Source organism: Lewinella sp. JB7, from assembly GCF_024297185.1.
Classification (GTDB): Bacteria; Bacteroidota; Bacteroidia; order Chitinophagales; family Saprospiraceae; genus Neolewinella.
Genome location: NZ_JANCTD010000002.1, coordinates 153795 through 174268 on the forward strand (window position 1 = coordinate 153795; position 20474 = coordinate 174268).

Annotated in this window: 12 protein-coding genes and 1 tRNA gene; 7 read left to right on the plus strand and 6 right to left on the minus strand. The window is 59.5% G+C overall.

Annotation, left to right across the window (positions count from 1 at the left end; genetic code table 11):
* Nucleotide 1 precedes the first annotated feature (1 nt).
* Nucleotides 2-1576 carry a carboxylesterase/lipase family protein gene (locus NMA52_RS04255; protein WP_254826404.1) on the minus strand — a complete coding sequence of 525 codons (1575 nt, stop codon included), beginning with the start codon at nt 1574-1576 and terminating at the stop codon, nt 2-4.
* Between the two features lie 109 nt (nt 1577-1685).
* Here NMA52_RS04255 and ggt point away from each other — a divergent pair, with 109 nt between their 5' ends.
* Nucleotides 1686-3380: a gamma-glutamyltransferase gene (gene ggt, locus NMA52_RS04260; RefSeq protein WP_254826405.1), complete on the plus strand. Its 1695-nt coding sequence runs from the start codon at nt 1686-1688 to the stop codon at nt 3378-3380.
* A gap of 3 nt (nt 3381-3383) precedes the next feature.
* On the opposite strand, the gene carB is transcribed toward ggt, so the two are convergent.
* Nucleotides 3384-6218: a carbamoyl-phosphate synthase large subunit gene (gene carB / locus NMA52_RS04265; RefSeq protein WP_254826406.1), complete on the minus strand. Its 2835-nt coding sequence runs from the start codon at nt 6216-6218 to the stop codon at nt 3384-3386.
* Nucleotides 6219-6583: 365 nt separating this feature from the next.
* Here carB and NMA52_RS04270 point away from each other — a divergent pair.
* Nucleotides 6584-6671 (plus strand) — tRNA-Ser (locus tag NMA52_RS04270).
* Between the two features lie 33 nt (nt 6672-6704).
* Here NMA52_RS04270 and NMA52_RS04275 read toward each other — a convergent pair.
* Nucleotides 6705-8234, minus strand: coding sequence for a hypothetical protein (locus tag NMA52_RS04275; protein ID WP_254826407.1), 1530 nt, complete (start codon nt 8232-8234; stop codon nt 6705-6707).
* Nucleotides 8235-8570: 336 nt separating this feature from the next.
* Nucleotides 8571-9419: an alpha/beta hydrolase gene (locus NMA52_RS04280; RefSeq protein ID WP_254826408.1), complete on the minus strand. Its 849-nt coding sequence runs from the start codon at nt 9417-9419 to the stop codon at nt 8571-8573.
* An 89-nt stretch (nt 9420-9508) separates the two neighbouring features.
* Between NMA52_RS04280 and fmt the strand changes: the two genes are divergently transcribed.
* Both fmt and NMA52_RS04290 read left to right on the plus strand, forming a co-directional pair.
* Complete coding sequence (gene fmt, locus NMA52_RS04285; RefSeq protein ID WP_254826409.1) at nt 9509-10450, plus strand: methionyl-tRNA formyltransferase; 942 nt, start codon at nt 9509-9511, stop codon at nt 10448-10450.
* Between the two features lie 39 nt (nt 10451-10489).
* Entirely contained in the window at nt 10490-13582 is a 3093-nt protein-coding gene (locus NMA52_RS04290) for a S41 family peptidase (RefSeq protein WP_254826410.1), read from the plus strand.
* Here NMA52_RS04290 and bshC read toward each other — a convergent pair whose 3' ends face one another.
* Nucleotides 13583-15181, minus strand: a complete 1599-nt coding sequence (gene bshC / locus NMA52_RS04295) for a bacillithiol biosynthesis cysteine-adding enzyme BshC (RefSeq protein ID WP_254826411.1) — start codon at nt 15179-15181, stop codon at nt 13583-13585.
* Between the two features lie 55 nt (nt 15182-15236).
* Between bshC and NMA52_RS04300 the strand changes: the two genes are divergently transcribed.
* Both NMA52_RS04300 and NMA52_RS04305 read left to right on the plus strand, forming a co-directional pair.
* A complete protein-coding gene (locus NMA52_RS04300; RefSeq protein ID WP_254826412.1) occupies nt 15237-16331 on the plus strand; it encodes an endonuclease/exonuclease/phosphatase family protein in 1095 nt (364 codons plus the stop codon).
* A 9-nt stretch (nt 16332-16340) separates the two neighbouring features.
* The gene (locus tag NMA52_RS04305) at nt 16341-17144 is read left to right on the plus strand and encodes a hypothetical protein (RefSeq protein ID WP_254826413.1); all 804 of its coding nucleotides are present in this window, start codon (nt 16341-16343) and stop codon (nt 17142-17144) included.
* Here NMA52_RS04305 and NMA52_RS04310 read toward each other — a convergent pair.
* Complete coding sequence (locus NMA52_RS04310; RefSeq protein ID WP_254826414.1) at nt 17141-19798, minus strand: AAA family ATPase; 2658 nt, start codon at nt 19796-19798, stop codon at nt 17141-17143. The two genes, NMA52_RS04305 and NMA52_RS04310, sit on opposite strands and share 4 nt — an antisense overlap.
* Nucleotides 19799-19976: 178 nt before the next feature.
* On the opposite strand from NMA52_RS04310, the gene NMA52_RS04315 reads away from it, so the two are divergent.
* The gene (locus NMA52_RS04315) at nt 19977-20471 is read left to right on the plus strand and encodes a ribonuclease H-like YkuK family protein (protein ID WP_254826415.1); all 495 of its coding nucleotides are present in this window, start codon (nt 19977-19979) and stop codon (nt 20469-20471) included.
* The last annotated feature ends 3 nt before the right edge of the window (nt 20472-20474 follow it).

The window sequence follows — 20474 nt, forward strand, 5'->3', positions numbered from 1 at the left end:
ACTACCGCCGGGCCTTGTCATACATATTTGTCAGGTAGCGGTACCGCGGCTCGGCCCGGAATGCTTCGGCCTTACTCTCGGCATCGAGGATCATGACCGCGGGGTATTCGGCATCGTCGAGGTTCGGCCATTGCGGAAGTTCACCACCGTTCGGATCTCCGGTCTTGACGAAATTGGCCAGATAGCGGACCATGGTTTCGGCGGCCTTGCGGTCCCCGTCCTGCCAAGCGTATCCGTCCGAGACGTCGAGTGAGTTCATGAAGTATTCGATATCGGTTGCGTGGGCGGCGCCCGGAGGCTCCTGGTCCCGACTTTGTCCGCGCAGGGGCGGCCGAATTTTGTCGAAGCGGTAGCGGTACACGGGCTGATCGCTGTTGAGGCGGTGCAGATCCGCCCAGTTCCAGGTGCCGAGTACGATCCAGGTGTCGGAGGCCAACTCGATTGCCGAGCGGGTCGGAGCGTCGGCAGGGTAATATTCCGTCAGGGCTTCGGCGTGCTGCGGAAACTGCTCCCGCAGCATCTTCCGGTAGGCGTCCGGCGTGTCGGGGAACTGTCCCCAGGGCCGCTCCGTGCTGGTCCAGCCGACGAGCAAGGGCACGTTCGCCTGCTTCCCGTTAGCAAAAGTAAGGGCGGGATCTTCGGTGATGAAGTGACCGTCGACCACTACGGGGGGGCGGCCGACGTTCCGGTTGTTGAGGGTTTCGTAGATGACCCGCGTAGGTGCCTGCCGCAGTTCGGCGATCGAGGCATAGCCGCTCGAGTCGAGAAACCGCTCGCCCCAGGCTTCCCCGGCCGATAGCGGAGCCAGCGGGCGTTCGGGGTTCACCGCGCCACCGCTTTGTCCCACCGCACCCGCCAGGTGATCGCGGCTGAGGGGGGAGACCATCTGCAGGCTTACCGACATCGAACCGGCGCTTTCCCCCGCGATGGTGATTTTGTCCGGATCACCACCGAAGGCCGCAATGTTTTCCTTCACCCAGTGGATAGCGGCGGCCTGGTCCATGAGGCCGTAATTCCCGGACCCCCGGTAGTCGGTCTCCGCCGAAAGCTCCGGGTGAGCCATGAATCCGAACACGTTCAGTCGGTAGTTGGGCGTCACCACGACCACGCCTTCCTGCGCCAGCCGCTCCCCGTCGTAGCGGCGTTCGTCGCCCGCTCCGGCCGAAAATCCACCTCCGTAGAAGTAGACGAGTACGGGCAGGCCGCTTTCCCGCGCTTCCGCGGGGGTCCAGACGTTCAGGTACAGACAGTCTTCGCTGACGGAGGGGGAGCGGAACCGCATGTCGTCGTAGATATACTCCTGTACGGGGCGGGGACCAAACTCATGCGCCATACGTACGCCTTCCCAGTCGCCGGCCGGCTGCGGTGCCCGCCAGCGCAAATCTCCAACGGGCGGAGCGGCGAAGGGGATGCCGAGATAGCGTTGCACGCCGGTCCGGGTACTGTAATCGCCCTCGAGCGTTCCGTTCTTCACTTCCGTCCGGACCGCAAATCCGAAGTTGATCTCCTGGGCGCGTACGCGGGAGCAGAAGCATACCAAAAGTAGCAGAGGGATGAGGTAGAATTTCGTGTGCATAGTGCTTTGTCGACTTTCCGGAAAGATACTTAATCTATATCCACCCGACCCCGACTTCCGCACATCCCATCCGGTTCGTTACCTTCCGGCTATACTAACCGTTCCGCTCATGTCACGACCGTTGCTCTGCCTTCTCCTTATTTTTCTGATCGTTCCCCTGACCCAGGCGCAGGACCGCATTACCGGATCACTGGAAGCCACCCGCTCCGAAGTGCTGGCCGTCAACGGAATGGTAGCTACGAGCCACCCCCTGGCTACGCAGATCGGACTGCAGGTGCTAAAGGACGGGGGCAACGCCATCGACGCCGCCATCGCGGCCAACGCGGCACTCGGTCTGATGGAGCCCACCGGCTGTGGAGTCGGTGGTGACCTGTTCGCCATTGTATGGGATGCCGAGACCCAGCGCGCCTACGGGCTCAACGCCAGTGGTCGGTCTCCCCAGAACATGACGTTGGCCGATTTGAAGGAGAAAAAGCTGGACAAGATTCCGGCCCTGGGCCCGCTGCCGGTGAGTGTCCCGGGGGCCGTGGACGGCTGGTTTACTCTGCACGAACGCTTCGGCTCCGTACCGGTGGCTGATCTGCTGGCTCCGGCCATTGACTACGCGGAACGCGGATTCCCCCTCACGGAGCTCATCGCCTGGTACATGCACCGATCCATTCCTACCTATATGGCCCGGGGTTTTCCGAACGTGCGCGAGACCTACCTCGGACAAAACGGCGGCGAGCTTCCCGACGAGGGCGATCTTTACCGCAATCCCTATTTAGCCAGTACGTACCGGAAGATCGCCGCCGGGGGGCGGGATGCATTCTACCGGGGCGAGATCGCCGCCACTATAGCCGACTTCATTCAGGAACAGGGAGGATACCTCTCCGCCGCGGACTTGGCCGATCACCGTTCGGAGTGGGTGGAGCCCGTGTCCGTAAATTACCGGGGCTACGACGTCTGGGAGCTGCCACCCAACGGTCAGGGGATTGCCGCACTTCAGATGCTCGCTATTCTGGAAGGCTACGACTTTAGCCAGATCGACTTCGGTAGCGCCGAACACCTCCACCTGTTCACGGAAGCCAAAAAGCTGGCCTTCGAGGACCGGGCCAGGTACTACGCCGACATGGACTTTGCCGACGTGCCGGTGGATTGGTTGATCTCGGAAGAGTATGCCGGCCAACGCAGGGCGGAAATCGGGGACCGCGCCACGGTCTACGAAGCCGGGGAGATCAGCGCCGGCGAAACGATTTACTTGACCACCGCCGACGCCGCCGGCAACATGGTCTCACTTATCCAGAGCAATTACCGCGGTATGGGCTCCGGTATGGTTCCCCCCGGCCTGGGTTTCATGCTGCAGGATCGCGGAGAACTTTTCTCGCTGACGCCGGGGCAGGCTAATACTTACGCCCCCGCCAAACGCCCGTTTCACACCATCATCCCGGCCTTCATCAGCAAGGACGGTCAACCGTGGGTGAGTTTCGGGGTCATGGGGGGAGACTTCCAACCCCAGGGGCACGCCCAGATCGTCATGAACCTCATCGACTACGGCATGAACCTCCAGGAAGCCGGGGATGCACCCCGCTGGGACCATACCGGAGGATCTTCCCCCACGGGCGACTTGCGCAATGAGGGGCAGGTAAGGGTGGAGTCCGGCATCCCGTACGAAACCATCCGCGGGCTGCTGGATCGGGGGCACGAGGTTGGGTTCACCCGGGGCAGCTACGGGGGTTACCAGGCGATTCTGCGCGATCTGGAAAACGGCGTCCTTCACGGCGCATCCGAAAGCCGGAAGGACGGACAGGCCGCCGGGTACTGAGACCTAGCGGGTGAGGTACTGGCTCCGGTTGCGGTCCAGTTCGCGGAAGAAGGGATCGGTCATGTCCTTCACGAAGCGGATAGCTTCGCCGGTCGACTTCATTTCGGGGCCGAGTTGCTTATCCACGTTCGGGAACTTGTTGAAGCTGAACACCGGCACCTTGATCGCGTAGCCACTGGGCTGGGGATTGATGTCGAAATCCTTCAGCTTGTGGGTTCCCAGCATCACCTTGGTGGCGATGTTGAGGTAGGGCACTTTGTAGGCCTTGGCGATGAAGGGCGTGGTACGGGAAGCGCGCGGGTTGGCTTCGATGACGTAGACCACCTCTTCGCCCGTCTCCTTATCCGTCTTGATGGCGAACTGCACGTTCAGCAGTCCCTTGATCTTCAGGGCAAAAGCGAGTTTTTCGGCGTACTCCCGCATCTTGTTGACGGCCGATACGCTCAGCGAGTACGTCGGCAGCACGGCCGAGGAATCACCCGAGTGAATACCGGCGGGCTCGATGTGCTCCATGATGCCCATGATGTGGACCTCGTCACCGTCGCAGATGGCGTCGATTTCGGCCTCCTTCGCGCGGTCGAGGAAGTGATCCACTAATACCTCGTCGTCGGGAGCCTTTTTGAAGATCGACAATACGTGCCGTTCGAGTTCAGCATCGTTGATGACGATGCGCATGTCCTGACCGCCGAGCACGTAACTCGGACGCACCAGCACGGGGTACTTGACGCGGTGGGCTACCTCCAGGGCTTCGTCGGCATCCTTGGCCGTACCGAAGTTGGGGTAGGGGATGTCGAGTTCCTTGAGAAGGTTGGAGAACCGTCCGCGGTCCTCGGCCAGGTCGAGCGCGTCGTAGCTGGAGCCGATGAGTTTGACGCCCCGGTTGGAGAGTTCCTCGGCCAGTTTAAGGGCGGTTTGCCCCCCGAGTTGCACGATGATGCCCGCAGGTTTTTCGAGTTCGATAATTTCCCAGAGGTGCTCCCAGAAAACGGGTTCGAAGTAGAGTTTGTCGGCCGTATCGAAGTCCGTGGATACGGTCTCCGGGTTGCAGTTGACCATGATGGACTCGAACCCGGCTTCGTGTACCGCTTTAAGTCCGTGCACGCAACAGTAGTCGAACTCAATGCCTTGTCCGATGCGGTTAGGGCCCGATCCGAGGACGATAATCTTCTCCCGGTCCGAAGGCACGCTTTCGTTCTCCCCGTCGAAGCTGGAGTAGAAATAGGGAGTGTCGGAGGGGAATTCGGCCGCGCAGGTGTCGACCATCTTGTAGACCCGGCGGATACCGAGTTCGTAGCGGCGCTTCGTGACGGCCTCTTCGTCGACCCGGAGCAGGTAGGCGATTTGGATGTCGGAATAGCCCACTTCCTTGAGTTCGCGGAACAGATTTTCAGGTAGGTCCTCCGGCACGTTGTACTTCATGACCTCGGCGTCGTAGTCTACCAGACGCTTGATCTGATTGATGAACCAGGGGTCGATCTTGGTCAGTTTGTGGATGGTCTTGCGCGGCACACCAAGTCGCAGCGCGTCCTTCAGGCGGAAAAGACGATCCTCGCTGACGTTCTCCAGTCGGTCGAGGATATCGTCGGTCTTGATCCATTCCTTCATGTCGGACCCGAGTCCGGCCCGTCCGTTTTCCAGGGACTGGCAGGCCTTCTGGAGGGCTTCCAGGAAGTTACGTCCGATGCCCATGACTTCACCGACCGACTTCATTTGCAGTCCGAGTTTGTGATCGGCGCCGGGGAACTTATTGAAGTTCCAGCGGGGGATTTTCACGATCACGTAATCGAGGGTGGGCTCGAAGTAGGCGGAGGTGGTCTTGGTGATCTGATTCTTCAGCTCGTCCAGGCGGTAGCCCAGCGCCAGTTTGGCCGCGATCTTGGCGATCGGGTAACCGGTAGCCTTCGAGGCCAGGGCCGAGGACCGGCTCACGCGCGGGTTGATCTCGATGACGATCAGTTCTTCCGTCTCCGGATTCTGACTGAACTGAATGTTACAACCGCCGGCGAAATTGCCCATCGAACGCATGGCCAGAATCGCCTGATCGCGCATTTCCTGGTAGGCGGTGTCGGAGAGCGTCATCGCCGGTGCCACCGTAATGGAGTCGCCGGTATGGATGCCCATCGGATCGAAGTTCTCGACGGTACAGATAATCACTACGTTGTCGGCGGAATCCCGCAGCAACTCCAGTTCGAATTCCTTCCAGCCGAGCACCGCCTTATCGATCAGCACTTCGTGGGTAGGGCTGGCATCCAGTCCCCGGCGCAGCATTTCGGGATATTCATCCTCGTTAAAGCAGAATCCACCGCCGAATCCGCCCAGGGTGTAGGACGGCCGGATCACGAGCGGAAACCCGATCTCCTGGGCAGCCTCCATGCCTTCGAGGAAGGAGTTGGCGATCATCGCCGGCGCGCACTGCAGCCCGATGTGTTCCATATGCTTGCGGAACAGTTCGCGATTCTCGGCCAGTTCGATGGCTTCCAGATCGACGCCGATGAGGCGGCAGTTATACTTTTCCCACAGCCCCACCTCGCCGCATTCGATGGCCAGGTTGAGGGCCGATTGTCCGCCCATGGTCGGTAGCACCGCGTCGATCTGCTGTTCCTTAAGCACTTGTTCCACGCTTTCGATGGTGAGCGGCAACAGGTAAACGTGGTCCGCCGTCATCGGATCGGTCATGATCGTGGCCGGGTTGGGGTTGAGGATGGTGACCTCAACGCCTTCCTCGCGGAGGCTGCGGCTGGCCTGGCTACCGGAGTAGTCAAATTCACAAGCCTGACCGATGATGATCGGCCCGGAACCGATGATGAGTACGGATTTAATCGAAGTGTCCTTTGGCATGGGGGAGAGCGTCTGTCAAAATTCGGGCAAAGATAAGCAGGACATTCGCAATTCGGGCGGCGGGGCGCGGGAGCAATGTTTGGGGGCACCCCACCGGGCCATTTGCCTTCCGACCGGAAAACCGGCGGTAATGATTTGCCGAAAATTGGCGTATCGTTTGGCGGTCCGGGTCGGTGCGTCCCAAATTGCATCTTTTTCCACGCCCTACGGCTGCCCGGGAAGACGCCGGGCGTACGGTTTTTCGGTGAGTGACTAACGGAAAGAGACCGCAAAGCCGGTTCGGTATTCTTTCTGGCCGTTGCCCGTACAGGTTGTATAATCTGAGCGGGTAGGGTACCTTTGCCCGCCGAAGTGATCACCCTTCCGGAGGAATGGCAGAGTGGTTGAATGCACCGGTCTTGAAAACCGACGTACCGCAAGGTACCGGGGGTTCGAATCCCTCTTCCTCCGCCATCCGACTGACGCCCGTAGTGTACACTGCGGGCGTCAGTTTTTAGTGCCTCTCCGGCTACTGGTTCGCACGCGTTTGTATCCGAGCTGCTCCAGAATCAGCGACCAGAGCACTTCGTAGGGGATAAGTTCCATGTAGTAGTCGAGTTGGGATTCCGCAAGCGGGTGTTTATCCAGTAGTTTTAGGTAGCGCTCCGTATGCCGTTCTACGGCGGCCCGGTGGAATCGCTGGGCGGATAGCTGGCCTAGCGCCTTCAGAAAGTAGCGAACCCGCTCGTGACCGCGGTCCCGCAAATGACGTTGAGCGTACTTCCCGACTGCCTCCAGGCTATAGGCAACCTGACTGTGCCGCCGGCTTATAATGTTATCGACGATTTCGATAATCAATAGGTGAACGTTTCGGTGACTTTTTTCCGTGGCCGCGTACTCGAAGGAGTTCAGGAATCGCCTGATCCGGAAGTTGGTGAAGGTTTGATCGTCCGGCCGCGTACGGATCTGCTGAAGCCGTACGAGGAGGTATAGATAGGCTTTGATGATCCGGAAGGTTTCGTAGTAGTAGGCGGGCAGATTTCGGGAGAGTGCCGTGGGGGATACGGAACAATAAAGTTCGTAGGCCTGCTGAAATCGTTGTGCCCGTAGTGACAACACGAGCATCAGCTCGTACACTTTGATGTAGTTATGATCCCGGGGGCCGGTCTTGGCGAGGAGGCGCTCGGCAAAGCTCATGCCGTTGGCATAGTCGTTGCGCTGCATATAGGCTACCGACAAATTAGCTTCGAACACCTGAAACATGGGCGGCTGTGCATCCGGCTTTTGCTGGAGATACGCAATGGCCTGGTTCGCAACCGCGATCACGCGGACGTAGTCGTTGTCGGCCAGGTGGATGTTGAGCTCGATCAGATAGACGATGTACGAGATCGTGGCAACGTCATGAAGTTCGATCAGGTGCTTCCGTCGTTCATACGCCTCCGAAGCCGCCCGGCGGATGACGCCGTTATCTTCCCGGCTGTTGCGTAGGTAAAATATTTCGTTGAGGTCGGACACTACGTCGTGGTATGCGCGGGAAAGCTCGCGGTAGTGAAGCGCCCGGTCGCGGTAGTAGGTGTACTTGGCCGGCTCAAACTTGCGATTGTTGTACTGACGTCTCAGCATCGTCGACGCTTCGTACGCCGCGTGGTAGAAGTGTCTGGACTCGGCTATGCGGTACGCTTCTTCCAGAAAGGGCAGGAGCACCTCCGAGCTAATCGACGTTCGCAGTTGCTTACCGATCACGATCAACTTCCAGACGTAATTGTATTTCCGGTTTCTCAGGTCCGTCTTGCCGTCGGTCATCCCTACGGCGGAGAGTCGGTTGATCAATTCAAGCTTCGAGGCATGCTTCAGCTTACGAAAGGCGGAGGAGCTTGCCGACAGGCCGACTACCCGGGCCGCCTCCTCCGCGGTGGCGTCCTCGTTGGTCCGTAGAAACTCGAGAAGGGTTCGTACCTGTGTGTTCCGTTTACGCTCCGAAGCACGGCCCGCCGGGCCGGTTCCGAGGAGCTCGACGAGCTCGGATAGGTATTTCATTTACTCCAAATCACGGAGAACGATAACTAGCCAATTCGTTCGCCGAAAAACTAAACAATAGGAGAAAAACCGGGGGCAAGCAATTTCGTGCCCTCCCAGTGGGGGTGTCTCACCACCAACATAGGGACTGATCCCCGAATCTTCCCCCTTCTGCCTTCCGGCCGCCGTGCCCCGGACACTTGGCTCCGGTCATGGTCTCCACAGTCCTGGTTTCCGGGGAATAATCTCCTTCACAGACCAGCAATAATTGGGTACGTCATCCTCCGGTTTTGTCACGATTTGCCGGAGAAAACGGCAACGAAATACCCAAATTAAATATGACCAATTTTTCAATATTTATTGGTCACGAGCCTCCCCGGGGGCTATGCGCTCGTCCATCCACCGCCGTACGGTGTCGAGTACCTCCCCTTGCTCGGGTTCGTTATGCAACTCGTGAAAGAGGCCCGGAAAGCTCCGCAGGGTGAGCTGTTCCGGATTGCGTCGGGCAAAAGCTTCCGATGCCGCATGGGAAGTCAGACCGTCCGCCGTGCCGTGGATGAGCAGGGTAGGGACGGGTAAGCCACCCGCGTATTGCTGTAAAAACTTGGCCCGGTCCAGGAGATCGATGCCGGTCTGGCTGCTCAGGCGATCGTGATTGTGGGGATCCGCGAGATAATCCCGCACCACTTCCGGGTCCCGGCTGAGCTTGCGCGTATCGATTTGATTGCCGAGCGTGAAGGTGGGATACACCTTCCGCAGCAGCCGCCCGACGGCTACGGTGAGCGGGTTCGGGGAGAAGGCCTCGGCGATGTGGGGAGCACTGACGATGGCTCCCGCGATCGACGGCTTGCGACGGATCAGGTAGAGGAGGAGTAGCTGTCCGCCCATACTGTGTCCGTACAGGAATACCGGACGGTGGGGGTACCGCCGCTCGCACTGTACGAGCAGTTGCGCGATGCCGTCGAGGTAGTCCCGGTATTCTTTGGCGTACCCCCGCCGCCCCTCGCTGCGACCAAACCCCTGGCGGTCGTAACCGACCACGGCAATCCCGCGCTCATTGAAGTACCGGGCGAGGTGATCGTAGCGGCGGCAGTGCTCGCCGAGTCCGTGGATGAGACCGATAACGGCGCGGGGTTGATCGACATGCCAGTCCACGGCATAAATTCCGATTCCCCGCTCGTTCTTCCACCCAAACTCCTGCATCATACGGGAAAGGTAGGGCACGCGATGCCAATAGCCATCGCTTTTTCTCGGCGATTCATTGCACCCGCGGCCCTGCCCCCTACCTTAGCGGCATGGAAACTGAGGAGCTACGCATCGTATTCATGGGCACCCCCGAATTTGCCGTGCCGAGCCTGGAAAAACTCGTCGAAGCCGGCTACCGGGTCGTCGGCGTAGTGACCGCTACGGACAAACTGGGCGGCCGGGGTGGCAAGCAGTTACTGGAATCGCCGGTCAAGAAAGCCGCCGACCGTCTCGGTATACCGGTGCTGCAACCGCGCAACCTGAAGGCCCCCGGTTTCCAGGAGGCCCTGCGGGAGCTGCGGGCGGATCTGCAAATCGTGGTGGCCTTCCGTATGCTGCCGGTCGCCGTCTGGCAGATGCCCCGACTAGGCACCTTTAATCTGCACGGTTCCCTGCTGCCGAAGTACCGGGGGGCGGCGCCGATCAACTGGGCCGTCATCAACGGCGAACGCGAAACGGGCGCTACCACCTTCTTCATCCGCCACGAGATCGATACGGGCGACGTGCTGCTCCAACACCGCATGCCGATCGGCGAAAACGAAACCGCCGGGGACGTTCACGACCGCATGATGGAGGAGGGCGCGGAACTGGTCGTAAACACCGTCCGGCTAATCCAGTCCGGCGACTACAGCCTGCGGAAGCAGGACGACGCAGCCGCCACGCCCGCCCCCAAAATCCACCGCGATACCTGCCGGATCTCGTGGGACCAGCCGGTGGCCGAGATACATAACTTCGTGCGCGGGTTGAGCCCCTGGCCCGCCGCCTGGACCACCCTCGCCGGGGAGCAACTTAAGATCATCCGTAGTCGTGCCCGCATGGATGCCCACGATCGCCCGGCCGGTGAAATTCGTATTGTCGACGGTTCGCTGGAGGTCGCCTGCGCGGATGGCTACCTCATCGTGGAGGAGCTCCAACTGGCGGGCCGGCGTCGGATGCGGACCGAAGATTTTCTGCGGGGGAGCAGCCTGCCGCCGGATGCGATCCTGGAGTAATACCTTCTATCCCGGGGCGGCGCGATTATCTTTAGCCCCATGCGACTTACCCTGCTCCTGCTCTTTATTTCCGGGGTCCTCCTCGGCCAGAATCTGTACTTCGCCGACGAACCGGCGCTCACCCCCGACGGCGGCGAACTGCTCTTCAGTTACAGCACCGATCTGTGGAAAGTACCCACTCCCGGCGGTACGGCCGTGCGGATTACCGCCCTGGAGGGTACCGAAACACGGCCGAGCGTGAGTCCGGACGGACGGTGGCTGGCGTTCAGCTCCGACCAGTACGGAAACCACGACGTGTACCTGATGCCCCTAGCCGGTGGGCCGATCAAGCGGTTGACCTTCCACGAGGCGGACGACCGGGTAGAGGGCTGGTCGTGGGACAGTCAGCGCATTTACTTCACCTCCGGACGGTACAACCGCATGTCGACCTACACCGTGGAAGCCACGGGCGGCACCCCCCGCCGGCTGTTCGGCGATCACTACTTCAATAACGTGCACAACGCCGTCGAGCATCCGGACGGGAGCGTATACTTCAACGAAAGCTGGGAAAGCAGCCTCTTCGTCCACCGCAAACGCTACCGCGGCCCGTTCAATCCCGACATCAAGAGCTACCAACCGGCTACCGACACGTACGTCAGGCATACGGACTGGGAAGGCAAGGATATGCTTCCCGTCATCAACCGGGCGGGGACAGTCTACTTCGTATCCGACCGCGACAACGAAGAGTACAACCTGTACCAGTTGGATGGAGACCGGGTACGTCGCATACTTACGGACGACCGGTCGGTATACGCGCCGACCATCAGCGCGGCGGGCAACGTCATCGCCTACGTAAAGGACTACCAGTTACACACCCTGGATCCGGAAACCGGACAAGAAAAGCCGGTGCCCGTCACCGTAAATGGCTACGAAGGGCTCGCGGTAGCGCAAGACTTTTCGACCCGGGGCAACGTCACGGCCTTCGCTGTAGCTCGGGACGGCAAAAAGCTGGCCTTCGTGTCCCGCGGAGAATTATTCGTTTCCGACACCGAGGGCAAGTACATCCGGCAACTGGCCACCGGGCCGGGCCGGGTGGGGGAGGTGCACTGGCTTAAGGACCACCGCACGCTGCTGTTCAACCAAACCGAAAACGGCTACCAAAACTGGTTCACCGTGGCGGCGGACGGCAGCGGAGAGATGCGGCAACGCACCAAAGAGACGCGCAATAACCGCAAACTCACCCTCAGCCACGATACCACGCGGGCCGTCTACCTGAGCGGCCGCGATCAATTGCGGGTGATGGACCTGGCAACCTTCACCTCCGAGACGGTCGTCACCGACGAGTTATGGGCCATTCAGAATACCCAGCCCCGGTGGTCGCCGGACGACCGCTTCCTGGCCTTTAACGTGCGCCGGGACTTTGAGATGGACATCCTGGTCCATGAATTTGCCACCGGTGAAACCCACAACCTGACCGAAACGGGCGTCTCCGAGTGGGGCCCGTACTGGTCGCCGGACGGACGGTATCTATACTTCTCGTCGGCACGCCACCAACCCGGTTATCCCCGCGGGGGCGGGGATGCAAACGTGTACCGACTGCCGCTGCGTCGCTACGCGGAACCCTTCCGGGCCGCGGCCTTTGCCGAGCTCTTCCACGAAGACTCGACGGCCACCGATTCCGTGACCCGGATCGATCGGCGGGACATTATGCGGCGGGCCGAGGTCATCGGCAGCAGCTTCGGCAACCAGGGGAGCGTGGCCGTAATTGAGGACGGGAAAAAGCAGATCGTCCTGTACGGCGGCGATCAGGAGGGGGGCAAGACCAAGCTCTTCAAGACCGTCCTGGAACCCTTCACGGACGAGAAGACGGAAAGCATTGCCGGCGACGGCATCGGCGGCGCGGACGATCTCGTGACCGTTAAGGGGGAACATTACCTCCTGGGCGGGGGCAAGGTGATGAAATTGAACCTGAAGGAGAACAAGGCCGAAGCCATCGAGCTGGACCACACCTTCCGCCGCGTGCTGCGCCCGGAGTTCGAGCAAATGTTTTACGAGACCTGGGCAAATCTGGAGGAGAATTTCTACGACGACGAATTTCACGACGTCGATTTTACCGCCCTCCGGGACCGATACGCGCAGTTTCTGCCCTACGTCACGACCCGGGCCGACCTAAGACGGTTAACGAACGATCTGCTGGGCGAACTCAATACCTCCCACTTCGGCTTCTACTCCGACGGCGAGGAAGAAAAGACCACCTTCGGGACAAAAAGTCTTGACCTGGGACTTACCTACGCGGCGGATGACCCTTATCTGGTCCACGCGGTGATTCGCAACGGCCCGGCCGACTACTACGACATCGACATCCGCTCCGGCGATCGCATTACCCAGATCGACGGAACGCCCGTGGATCCAACCACTAACCGGGAGGCCTACCTCGTACGACCCAGCGTCGATCGGGAAATAGCGGTAACCCTGCAACGGGGCGACCGGCAGCTCGTCGTACACCTACACCCCAACGGCTACGGTGCCGCTAATGGCGATCGTTACGACGAATGGGTAGACCGAAACCAGGCTCTCGTGGACGAGCGGACCGCCCGCAAAGCGGCCTACGTACACATGAAAAATATGGGCGGCGGTGAACTGGATAATTTCCTGAACGAAATGGTCTCGGAGGGGCACCAGCGCGAAGCCCTCATCCTCGACCTGCGCTACAACACCGGCGGAAACGTTCACAACGACGTCCTGCAATTCCTTGACCAACGTCCCTACCTGCAGTGGCGGTACCGGAACGGCGCCCTGACGATGCAGCCCAACTTTACGCCGGCCGCCAAACCGATCGTACTGTTGATCAACGAGCAGAGCCTGAGCGACGCCGAAATGACCGCGGAAGGCTTCAAACACCTCGAACTCGGTACCGTCGTGGGTATGCCGACCTACCGGTGGATCATCTTTACGAGCGGGCAGGGCCTCGTGGATGGGTCGTACTACCGCTTGCCCAGCTGGGGATGTTTCGCCCTCGACGGCCGGAACCTGGAGAAAACGGGGGTGGAGCCGGATGTGCGGGTAGACAATACCATGCCGGACCGGCTTCACGACCGCGACCCTCAACTCGAGCGCGCGATCGACATCATCCTGTCGGAACCGCGGCGGTGATCAGTCGGGCTGAATAACCACCAGGCCCTCTTCGAGGGGATCGAGTTCGGCGATCAATAGGTCGAACATACCCTCTCCCTCCTGCAGGTAGATGTTGAGGAAGTTGTCGTAGCGCTCCTGGAGTCCGTTCGCGGGAAAGAGTTTATCGCGCAGCCCGCGGATCTGATTCATCGCCGTCTCGAATCGCTGCTTCTCCGTGCGCCGCAGCCTGCCCTCCAGGTTTTCCACGGCCTTGGCCTGCCGCGCGTGTTCGCCCATCACGGCCTTGGCTAGGGTAGGGTCGATACGCTCCGCTTTCTCCGCGATGCCGCGAAATAGTTCCTCCAGCGCGGCGAGTTCCTCCTGCAGGCTGAGTTCGTTCTCGGACTGTTTGGCAACGTAGTCCCGGATGATGAGGTCAGCGTCGCGGAATAATTCGCGGTAGTCCAGGCCAAGCTTCTCCAGTTTCTTCTGGTTGCCGCGGTCGATCCAGAGAACGGAATTACGGCGGATCAGCATCGGGAAATTCAGACCGAAGGCGGCGAACTGCTCCTTTCGTTCCAGCCAGTAGGCGATTTCCCCGCCACCTCCGAGGTAGGCCAGATTGGGAAAGATCAGTTCCTGGTACAGCGGTCGCATCACGACGTTCGGACTGAACCGTTCCGGGTGTTCGCGGAGCTCGGTGCGCATGTCCTCCTCGCTAAACGCAAGGTCGGTGTCCAGTACCCGAAAGCGGTCGCCTTCGCGCACGATGCGGTTGCGGCCGGCCGGTTCCTCGGTCAGGTAGAACAGGTTGATGTCGCGGGCGTGGGCCTGGCCGCTGTATCCGGCTTGTTCCAGTCGGTGTTGCGCACCCTCGATGAGGGGCTGGCTCACCGATTCGAACAGTTCGCGTTCCATCAGCGGGCGGAAGGCGCGTTTGAAGGCCGTGTGCTGCATGTCGGCCACTACCAGGCCGTATTTGCCGAATAGCTCGTGCACCAGCGCTACGGCTCCCTCGCCGTAGGTTGCGTGGGCGGTGTAGGCCGCTTCGATGCGTTGGTAAATCGATTGGGCCGTTTCCCGGTCGCCGAGAATATCCTTCAGGGACTCCAGCGCGTCGGTGAGCGAGTGGGAGGGACGCCGACCGACCGGCCCCGCCCCCTCGTGCTTCCATTCGATCCGGTTGCCGTAAACGTGTGCGTGGTTGACTTCCTCGAAATCGTGGTCTTCCGCCCCGCTGATGAAAACGGGGACGAAAGCGTGTTCGGGATAACGGGTAGCCAGCTTGCGGGCCAGGTGAATGACCGAACAGATTTTAAGCACGTAGTAGAGGGGGCCGGTAAACAGGGAGGGCTGGTGGGCCGTGATTACCGTGAAGGTTTGGCGGGAACGCAGGAGCGATAAATTCTCGGGGGCTTCGCCCGCCAACCCGAGATTGGCATATTGCTCGGTAAGGGTACTGACCAGGAGCTCGCGGTCGGTATTGTCGCGCTCCTTGTCAACCATTACCTGCCCGAAAGCGTCCAGATTTACCGGGTAAACGTAGAAATCCTTAAGATCTTCGCTACCCGTTGCGTAGGCAATATCACGTTGGGAAAACTGGGGGACCTGAGCAAAGGGTATGCGTTCTATTTTCATGGTGTTGTCTACAAATTATGTCTCCAAAGGTTTGTTACCGGAACCCCCGACCCCTATGCAGAAAGTCTGGAAAATCGTTCGCTGGCCCCTTATTCTCCTGGGGGCCTACGTAGCCGGAATACTCCTGTACGGGACGGTGACCGACTGGACACCAGCGGAAAGGCAAGTTCTACGACCGAGCGGGGAACAGACCGCGCCGGTGCCATTGATAAGTGATTCCATCGTCACCCTGATTACCTGGAACGTCGGCTTCGGGGGCATGGGGGCGGAGGACTACTTCTACTCCAACCGCGGCGATTTCTTCTGGACCGAACTCGGCAAGGCCCGGGCTTCGCGGGACAACGTGGAGCGGTACGTAGCCGGCCAGCAACTCACGCTGACCAGCACTCAGTCAGACTTCTTTCTATTGCAGGAAGTCGATTCCGCCAGCCGTCGCAGCTACTACACCGATCAGGTGACGCTAAACCGGGAGGCCCTGCCGGATTTCAGCGCGTACTATGCCCCAAACTTCCGGAGTAAACGGGTCCCCATTCCCGTCTTCCAACCCTGGGATCACTACGGGGCCGTGGAAAGTGGATTGCTGAGCCTGAGTCGTTACCAACCGCTTACCGCCGAAAGAATATCACTGCCCGGAACGTTCCCGTGGCCCACCCGGCTCTTCCAGCTCGATCGGTGCGTACTGCGGCAGGTGTTTACCGTACGGGGCGATCGGGAACTGGCGGTGTACAACGTGCACCTGTCCGCCTACGACGACGACGGCAGCCTGCGGCGACACCAGATGAACTATATCCGATCACTTGTCTTGGATGATCAGGCGGCCGGCCGTTACGTCATTGCCGGCGGCGACTGGAACCAACTTCCGCCGGGATTTAATTGGTTCTCCTTAAATCCCACGGTAGAGGAGACTATTCTCCCGCCGGGAGTCGGCTTCGACTTCATGCCCTCCGGCTGGAACTGGGCCTACGATCCCGCCGTGGCCTCGGTACGCAAGTCCGACGACGTGTACGACAGCCACCGGAGCGAACGCAGCGTGATTGACTATTATTTGACCAGTCCCGACGTCCGCCTGCTCCGGATAAAGGCGCTCGATCAGGACTTCCGCTTCAGCGATCACCACCCCGTTTATCTGGAAGCCGAACTGCTTCCGTAATTTGGTGTTATGGCCGCTATGAAACAACTCCTCTCCCTTACCTCCCTCCTGCTATTGCTATTTATCGCCGCGTGTTCACCGGGGGACATCGAACCCACCACCGAAACCGTGACGGTCACGGACGAGAACCCGGCGGCGGAGGGATTCGACGAGCGGGGGTCGGATGCGAAGGCTATTGCCATTGCCGACAGCGTAGTGAAATACCACGGCGGACGCCGCGCCTACGATGAGGCGCGCTTCTTGAAATGGACCTTTTTTGGCGTACGCACCCTCACCTGGGATAAGGAGGAAGACCGGGTACGTATCGAAGTGCCCGAAAAGGAAATGATCTACTTACTGGATTACAGCGACGACGACCTCACCGGCGCCGTGCGTAAGGAAGGGGTCGAAATGACCAACCCCAACAGCCTGGCTATTTACCTGCAGTCCGCCAACTCCATGTGGATCAACGACAGCTACTGGCTGGTTCAGCCCTTCAAGCTGAAGGACAGCGGCGTCACGCTCAAGTACGTCGGGGAGGAAACCGATCCCCAACAGAAGCGACCATCAGAGATCCTGGAGCTTACCTTCAACGAGGTCGGTGATACGCCGGGTAACCGGTACCGCCTGTACGTGGACAAGGAGAATTACCGCATCAATACCTGGCAGTTCTTCCGCAGTGCCACCGACGAGGCGCCCGCCATGGAAACTCCATTTAATGGGTACCGGGACTACAACGGCATTATGCTCTCGGGCGACCGTGGCGGACGGTTTCAGCTTTCCGATATCGAGGTGCTGGACGAAGTGCCCGAAAGCGTCTTCACCCAATTCTAGAATCCGATCCGTTTGCGCTGGATGGACAGTTCCTTCGTGTCCAGTTTGAGGTGCTCGACGTCCGCCTTGAGAATGCGGGTCTGCTTGCCGGACTGGGTAGTACCGCCGGAAGCTTGTCGTAGGTCGTGTCGCCGTAAAACGTCGACGACGATCTGGCGTACCGTGCGCGCGTTGCCGAAATAAGCATCCCGGTACTTATACAGAAAGGCGAGGTAATTGGACAAGTGCGTACGGGCCGGACCGGTTAGTTGTGCCTGTCGCTGACCGAACATCCGCTCGGCGATCTCCGTGAGCTGCGTGGGGGTGTAATCCTCAAAGCGCAACACCTTGTCGAAACGGCTGCTCAGGCCGGGGTTGGCCTTCAAAAAGGCGTCCATATTATCTGGATAGCCGGCTACGCAAACGAAAAATTCACCGCGCTGGTCCTCCATCCGTTTCAGCAGGGTTTGGACGGCTTCGTCGCCGAAGTCACCCCGCTGGGACGTTTTTAGTTGGGTGAGAGAGTACGCCTCGTCGATAAATAAGACTCCCCCCAGGGCTTCCTCGATCACCTTTGCCGTCTTTTCCGCCGTCTGGCCCACGTAGCCCGCCACCAGTCCCTGACGATCCGTTTCCACGATGTGGCCGCGTTCGAGGATGCCTAACGCATTGTAGAGCGTAGCGAGAATACGGGCGATCGTGGTCTTTCCCGTCCCCGGATTGCCCACCAGTACCGTGTGGAGCTGGAAGGCGTTGAGCACGTCGCGACTGGTCTTACGGTAGTACCGGACCAGGCTGACGAGTTCGTTCAGTTGGTCCTTGATGTTGTCCATACCGACCAGCCCGTCAAGTTCGGCCAGGGTGGCGGCCAGGAGGGGTTCGTTGACCGGAATGGCCGGACGCTCCTGATTGTAGAGCAGTTTGATCTTACGCACGTCGGTGGCTTCGATGGTGCTCAGGTGATCGTCGCTGAGACTGGCTCCGGTTTCGTCGCGGGACATGAGGCGCAGGGCCATCTGTATTTTCACTTTTTCAACCAGGTCGTGCACGTAGCGCGCGTTGCCGAAAGTGCGGTCGCGGTCGCGGAAGGCCTGGGTGATCGTTTCGTCGATCAGGGCCTTGGCTTCCAGCGTTAGTTTTACTCCCAGTTGTTTGGCTGCGTAGTCCGCGATACGGCTCAGTTCCTGGGGCAGGAAGTTCCGAAATTCGTAGTGATGCTTAAAGCGGGACTTAAGTCCGGTGTTGCTGTCCAGGAAGCGGGTCATCTCCTCGGTGTAGCCGGCGACGATCACCGCCAGGTCCCCCCGGCCATTCGACATTTCCTTGACCAGGATTTCAATGACCTCACGACCGAAGTCCTTGCCGTCGTCATTGCTGCGGGCCAGTGAGTATGCTTCGTCGATGAACAGCACCCCGCCCCGTGCGCTCTCGATGACTTCCCGCGTTTTCGGTGCCGTCTGCCCAATGTACTCCCCGACTAAATCGACGCGGTCGGCCACTACGGTGTGTCCGTTGCTGAGTAAGCCCATCTTCTTGTAGAGCTTTCCCATCATTCGGGCGACCGTCGTTTTACCCGTGCCCGGGTTACCGCTAAAGACCGCGTGTACGTCGATGCCGGTGTCCATGGCGAAGCCCCGCTGTTGTCGCAACTGGAGGAACTGTATATACACTGCGTGGTCCCGCATCTGTTGCTTGACTTCGTGCAGACCGATCAGGGCGTCTAGTTTGCCCATTATCTCTTCGAATGTTCCGGATTCCTCGTCCTCGGCGTTGAGCACCGCCGGGCGGTCGCTTCCCGGTAGGTAGACGGCCGGATAGCCGGTTACCGCCTCGTCCTGAACGCTGAATTTTACGGAAGCCAGCAGGCAATCGAGGAAAACAATGTCGGCGGTGTAATTATCCTCCCGCCACAAGTTGGGGTTGGCCGCGCCCCAGCCGGCGGTGACCTTTACGGTTTCCTGATCGACCTTAATTTGCTGCAGGCGGACCACCTGCCCCTTCACTTCCCGGGCCTCGTTCTGAAACTTGGTGAAGAGCTCGAGGTGCCAGTCCTGTTCCCGCTGCAGGTTCTGCAGGAGCAGCTCGACGTAGATGTAACGCGTTTCCTGACTGGAAAACTGCCGCAAGTAGAGCCGGTCTTCCTCACTGACGTCATCGTAGGGCCCTTCGTACAGTTTGACCGAAAGTAGTTTCAGGTACTTGTCCGCGACCCGCACCACGTCATCGTCGTCGTCCTCATCCACTTCGCGGGATGGAGCCGATTCGATGACGTAGAAATACTTCTTTCCGATCTTTTGCCCGTCCACGATGGCTTCCCAGTAGTAAATGCCGGCCTTCCAAAAAGTGCCTTTCTTCTGATTGCCCCATCCCTCCCGTAGGTACACGATGTGGTCGAACCGACTCACTTCCTTATCGACCGACAGCGCGCACACTTCCGTTTTTCCCTGGTCGGTGACTAAATAACACTTCAGATCTACGTGCAGGGACCAGTCCTCCTCGTCGAAGCGCTTGTTGTACAGCGACAGTTCGGAGTACACGTATGCGGTTTCGTGCCCATCGAAGACCTGACGGTACTTCTTCGCGTTATCCCAGAGGTACTCCGTGGAATTATAAACCTTCAGTTCCCTGAACTTAAAGGAGGGTGTCGACGTCGCTTTTTCTTGGCTCTCCCGCATTAGGGTAAAGTAACTCCATTCAACGATAACGTGCAACTACCGCGGCAGCTACCGGCGGCGGTGGCCGGGTGATGGTAAACGAAGTCCGGGGGATATGTCGGTAACTTAACATCCAGGCAACTTACCACCGCCCCGGTTCGGTTATCTTCACGGATATGAACGGAACAACCGCAACCCCATGAACACGAAGGCTTTAACCGAAATGAAGTGGCGACGGTACGATGGTCGCCGAATCGTACAACCCATTGCGGAAGCCGTTGAGGCGACCATCGTCCGGGAACGGGCAGACGGGCACCGCCTCAAGGTTTGTATAGGTACGGACAGCCAGGTCCGGGGTAAGATCGTGGAATTTGCCACCGTCATCGTCTTCCTACGGGAAAAGCGCGGCGGATTCATGTTCATCGCCAACTATAAAAGCGAAATGACGATGAGTCTGCGCGAGCGAATGATCCTGGAGGTCGGCCATTCGGTTGAGATCGCGTATGCACTCTGCGGCATCCTGGACAAGCACGACGTGGAGTTGGAAGTGCACGCCGACATCAATACCGACCCCCACTTTCAGAGTAACGTGGCGTTGAAGGAAGCGATGGGGTACATTCTGGGTATGGGTTTCGTATTCAAGGCCAAACCCGATGCCTTTGCCTCCTCGGCCTGCGCGGACAAGGTCTGCTAAGTA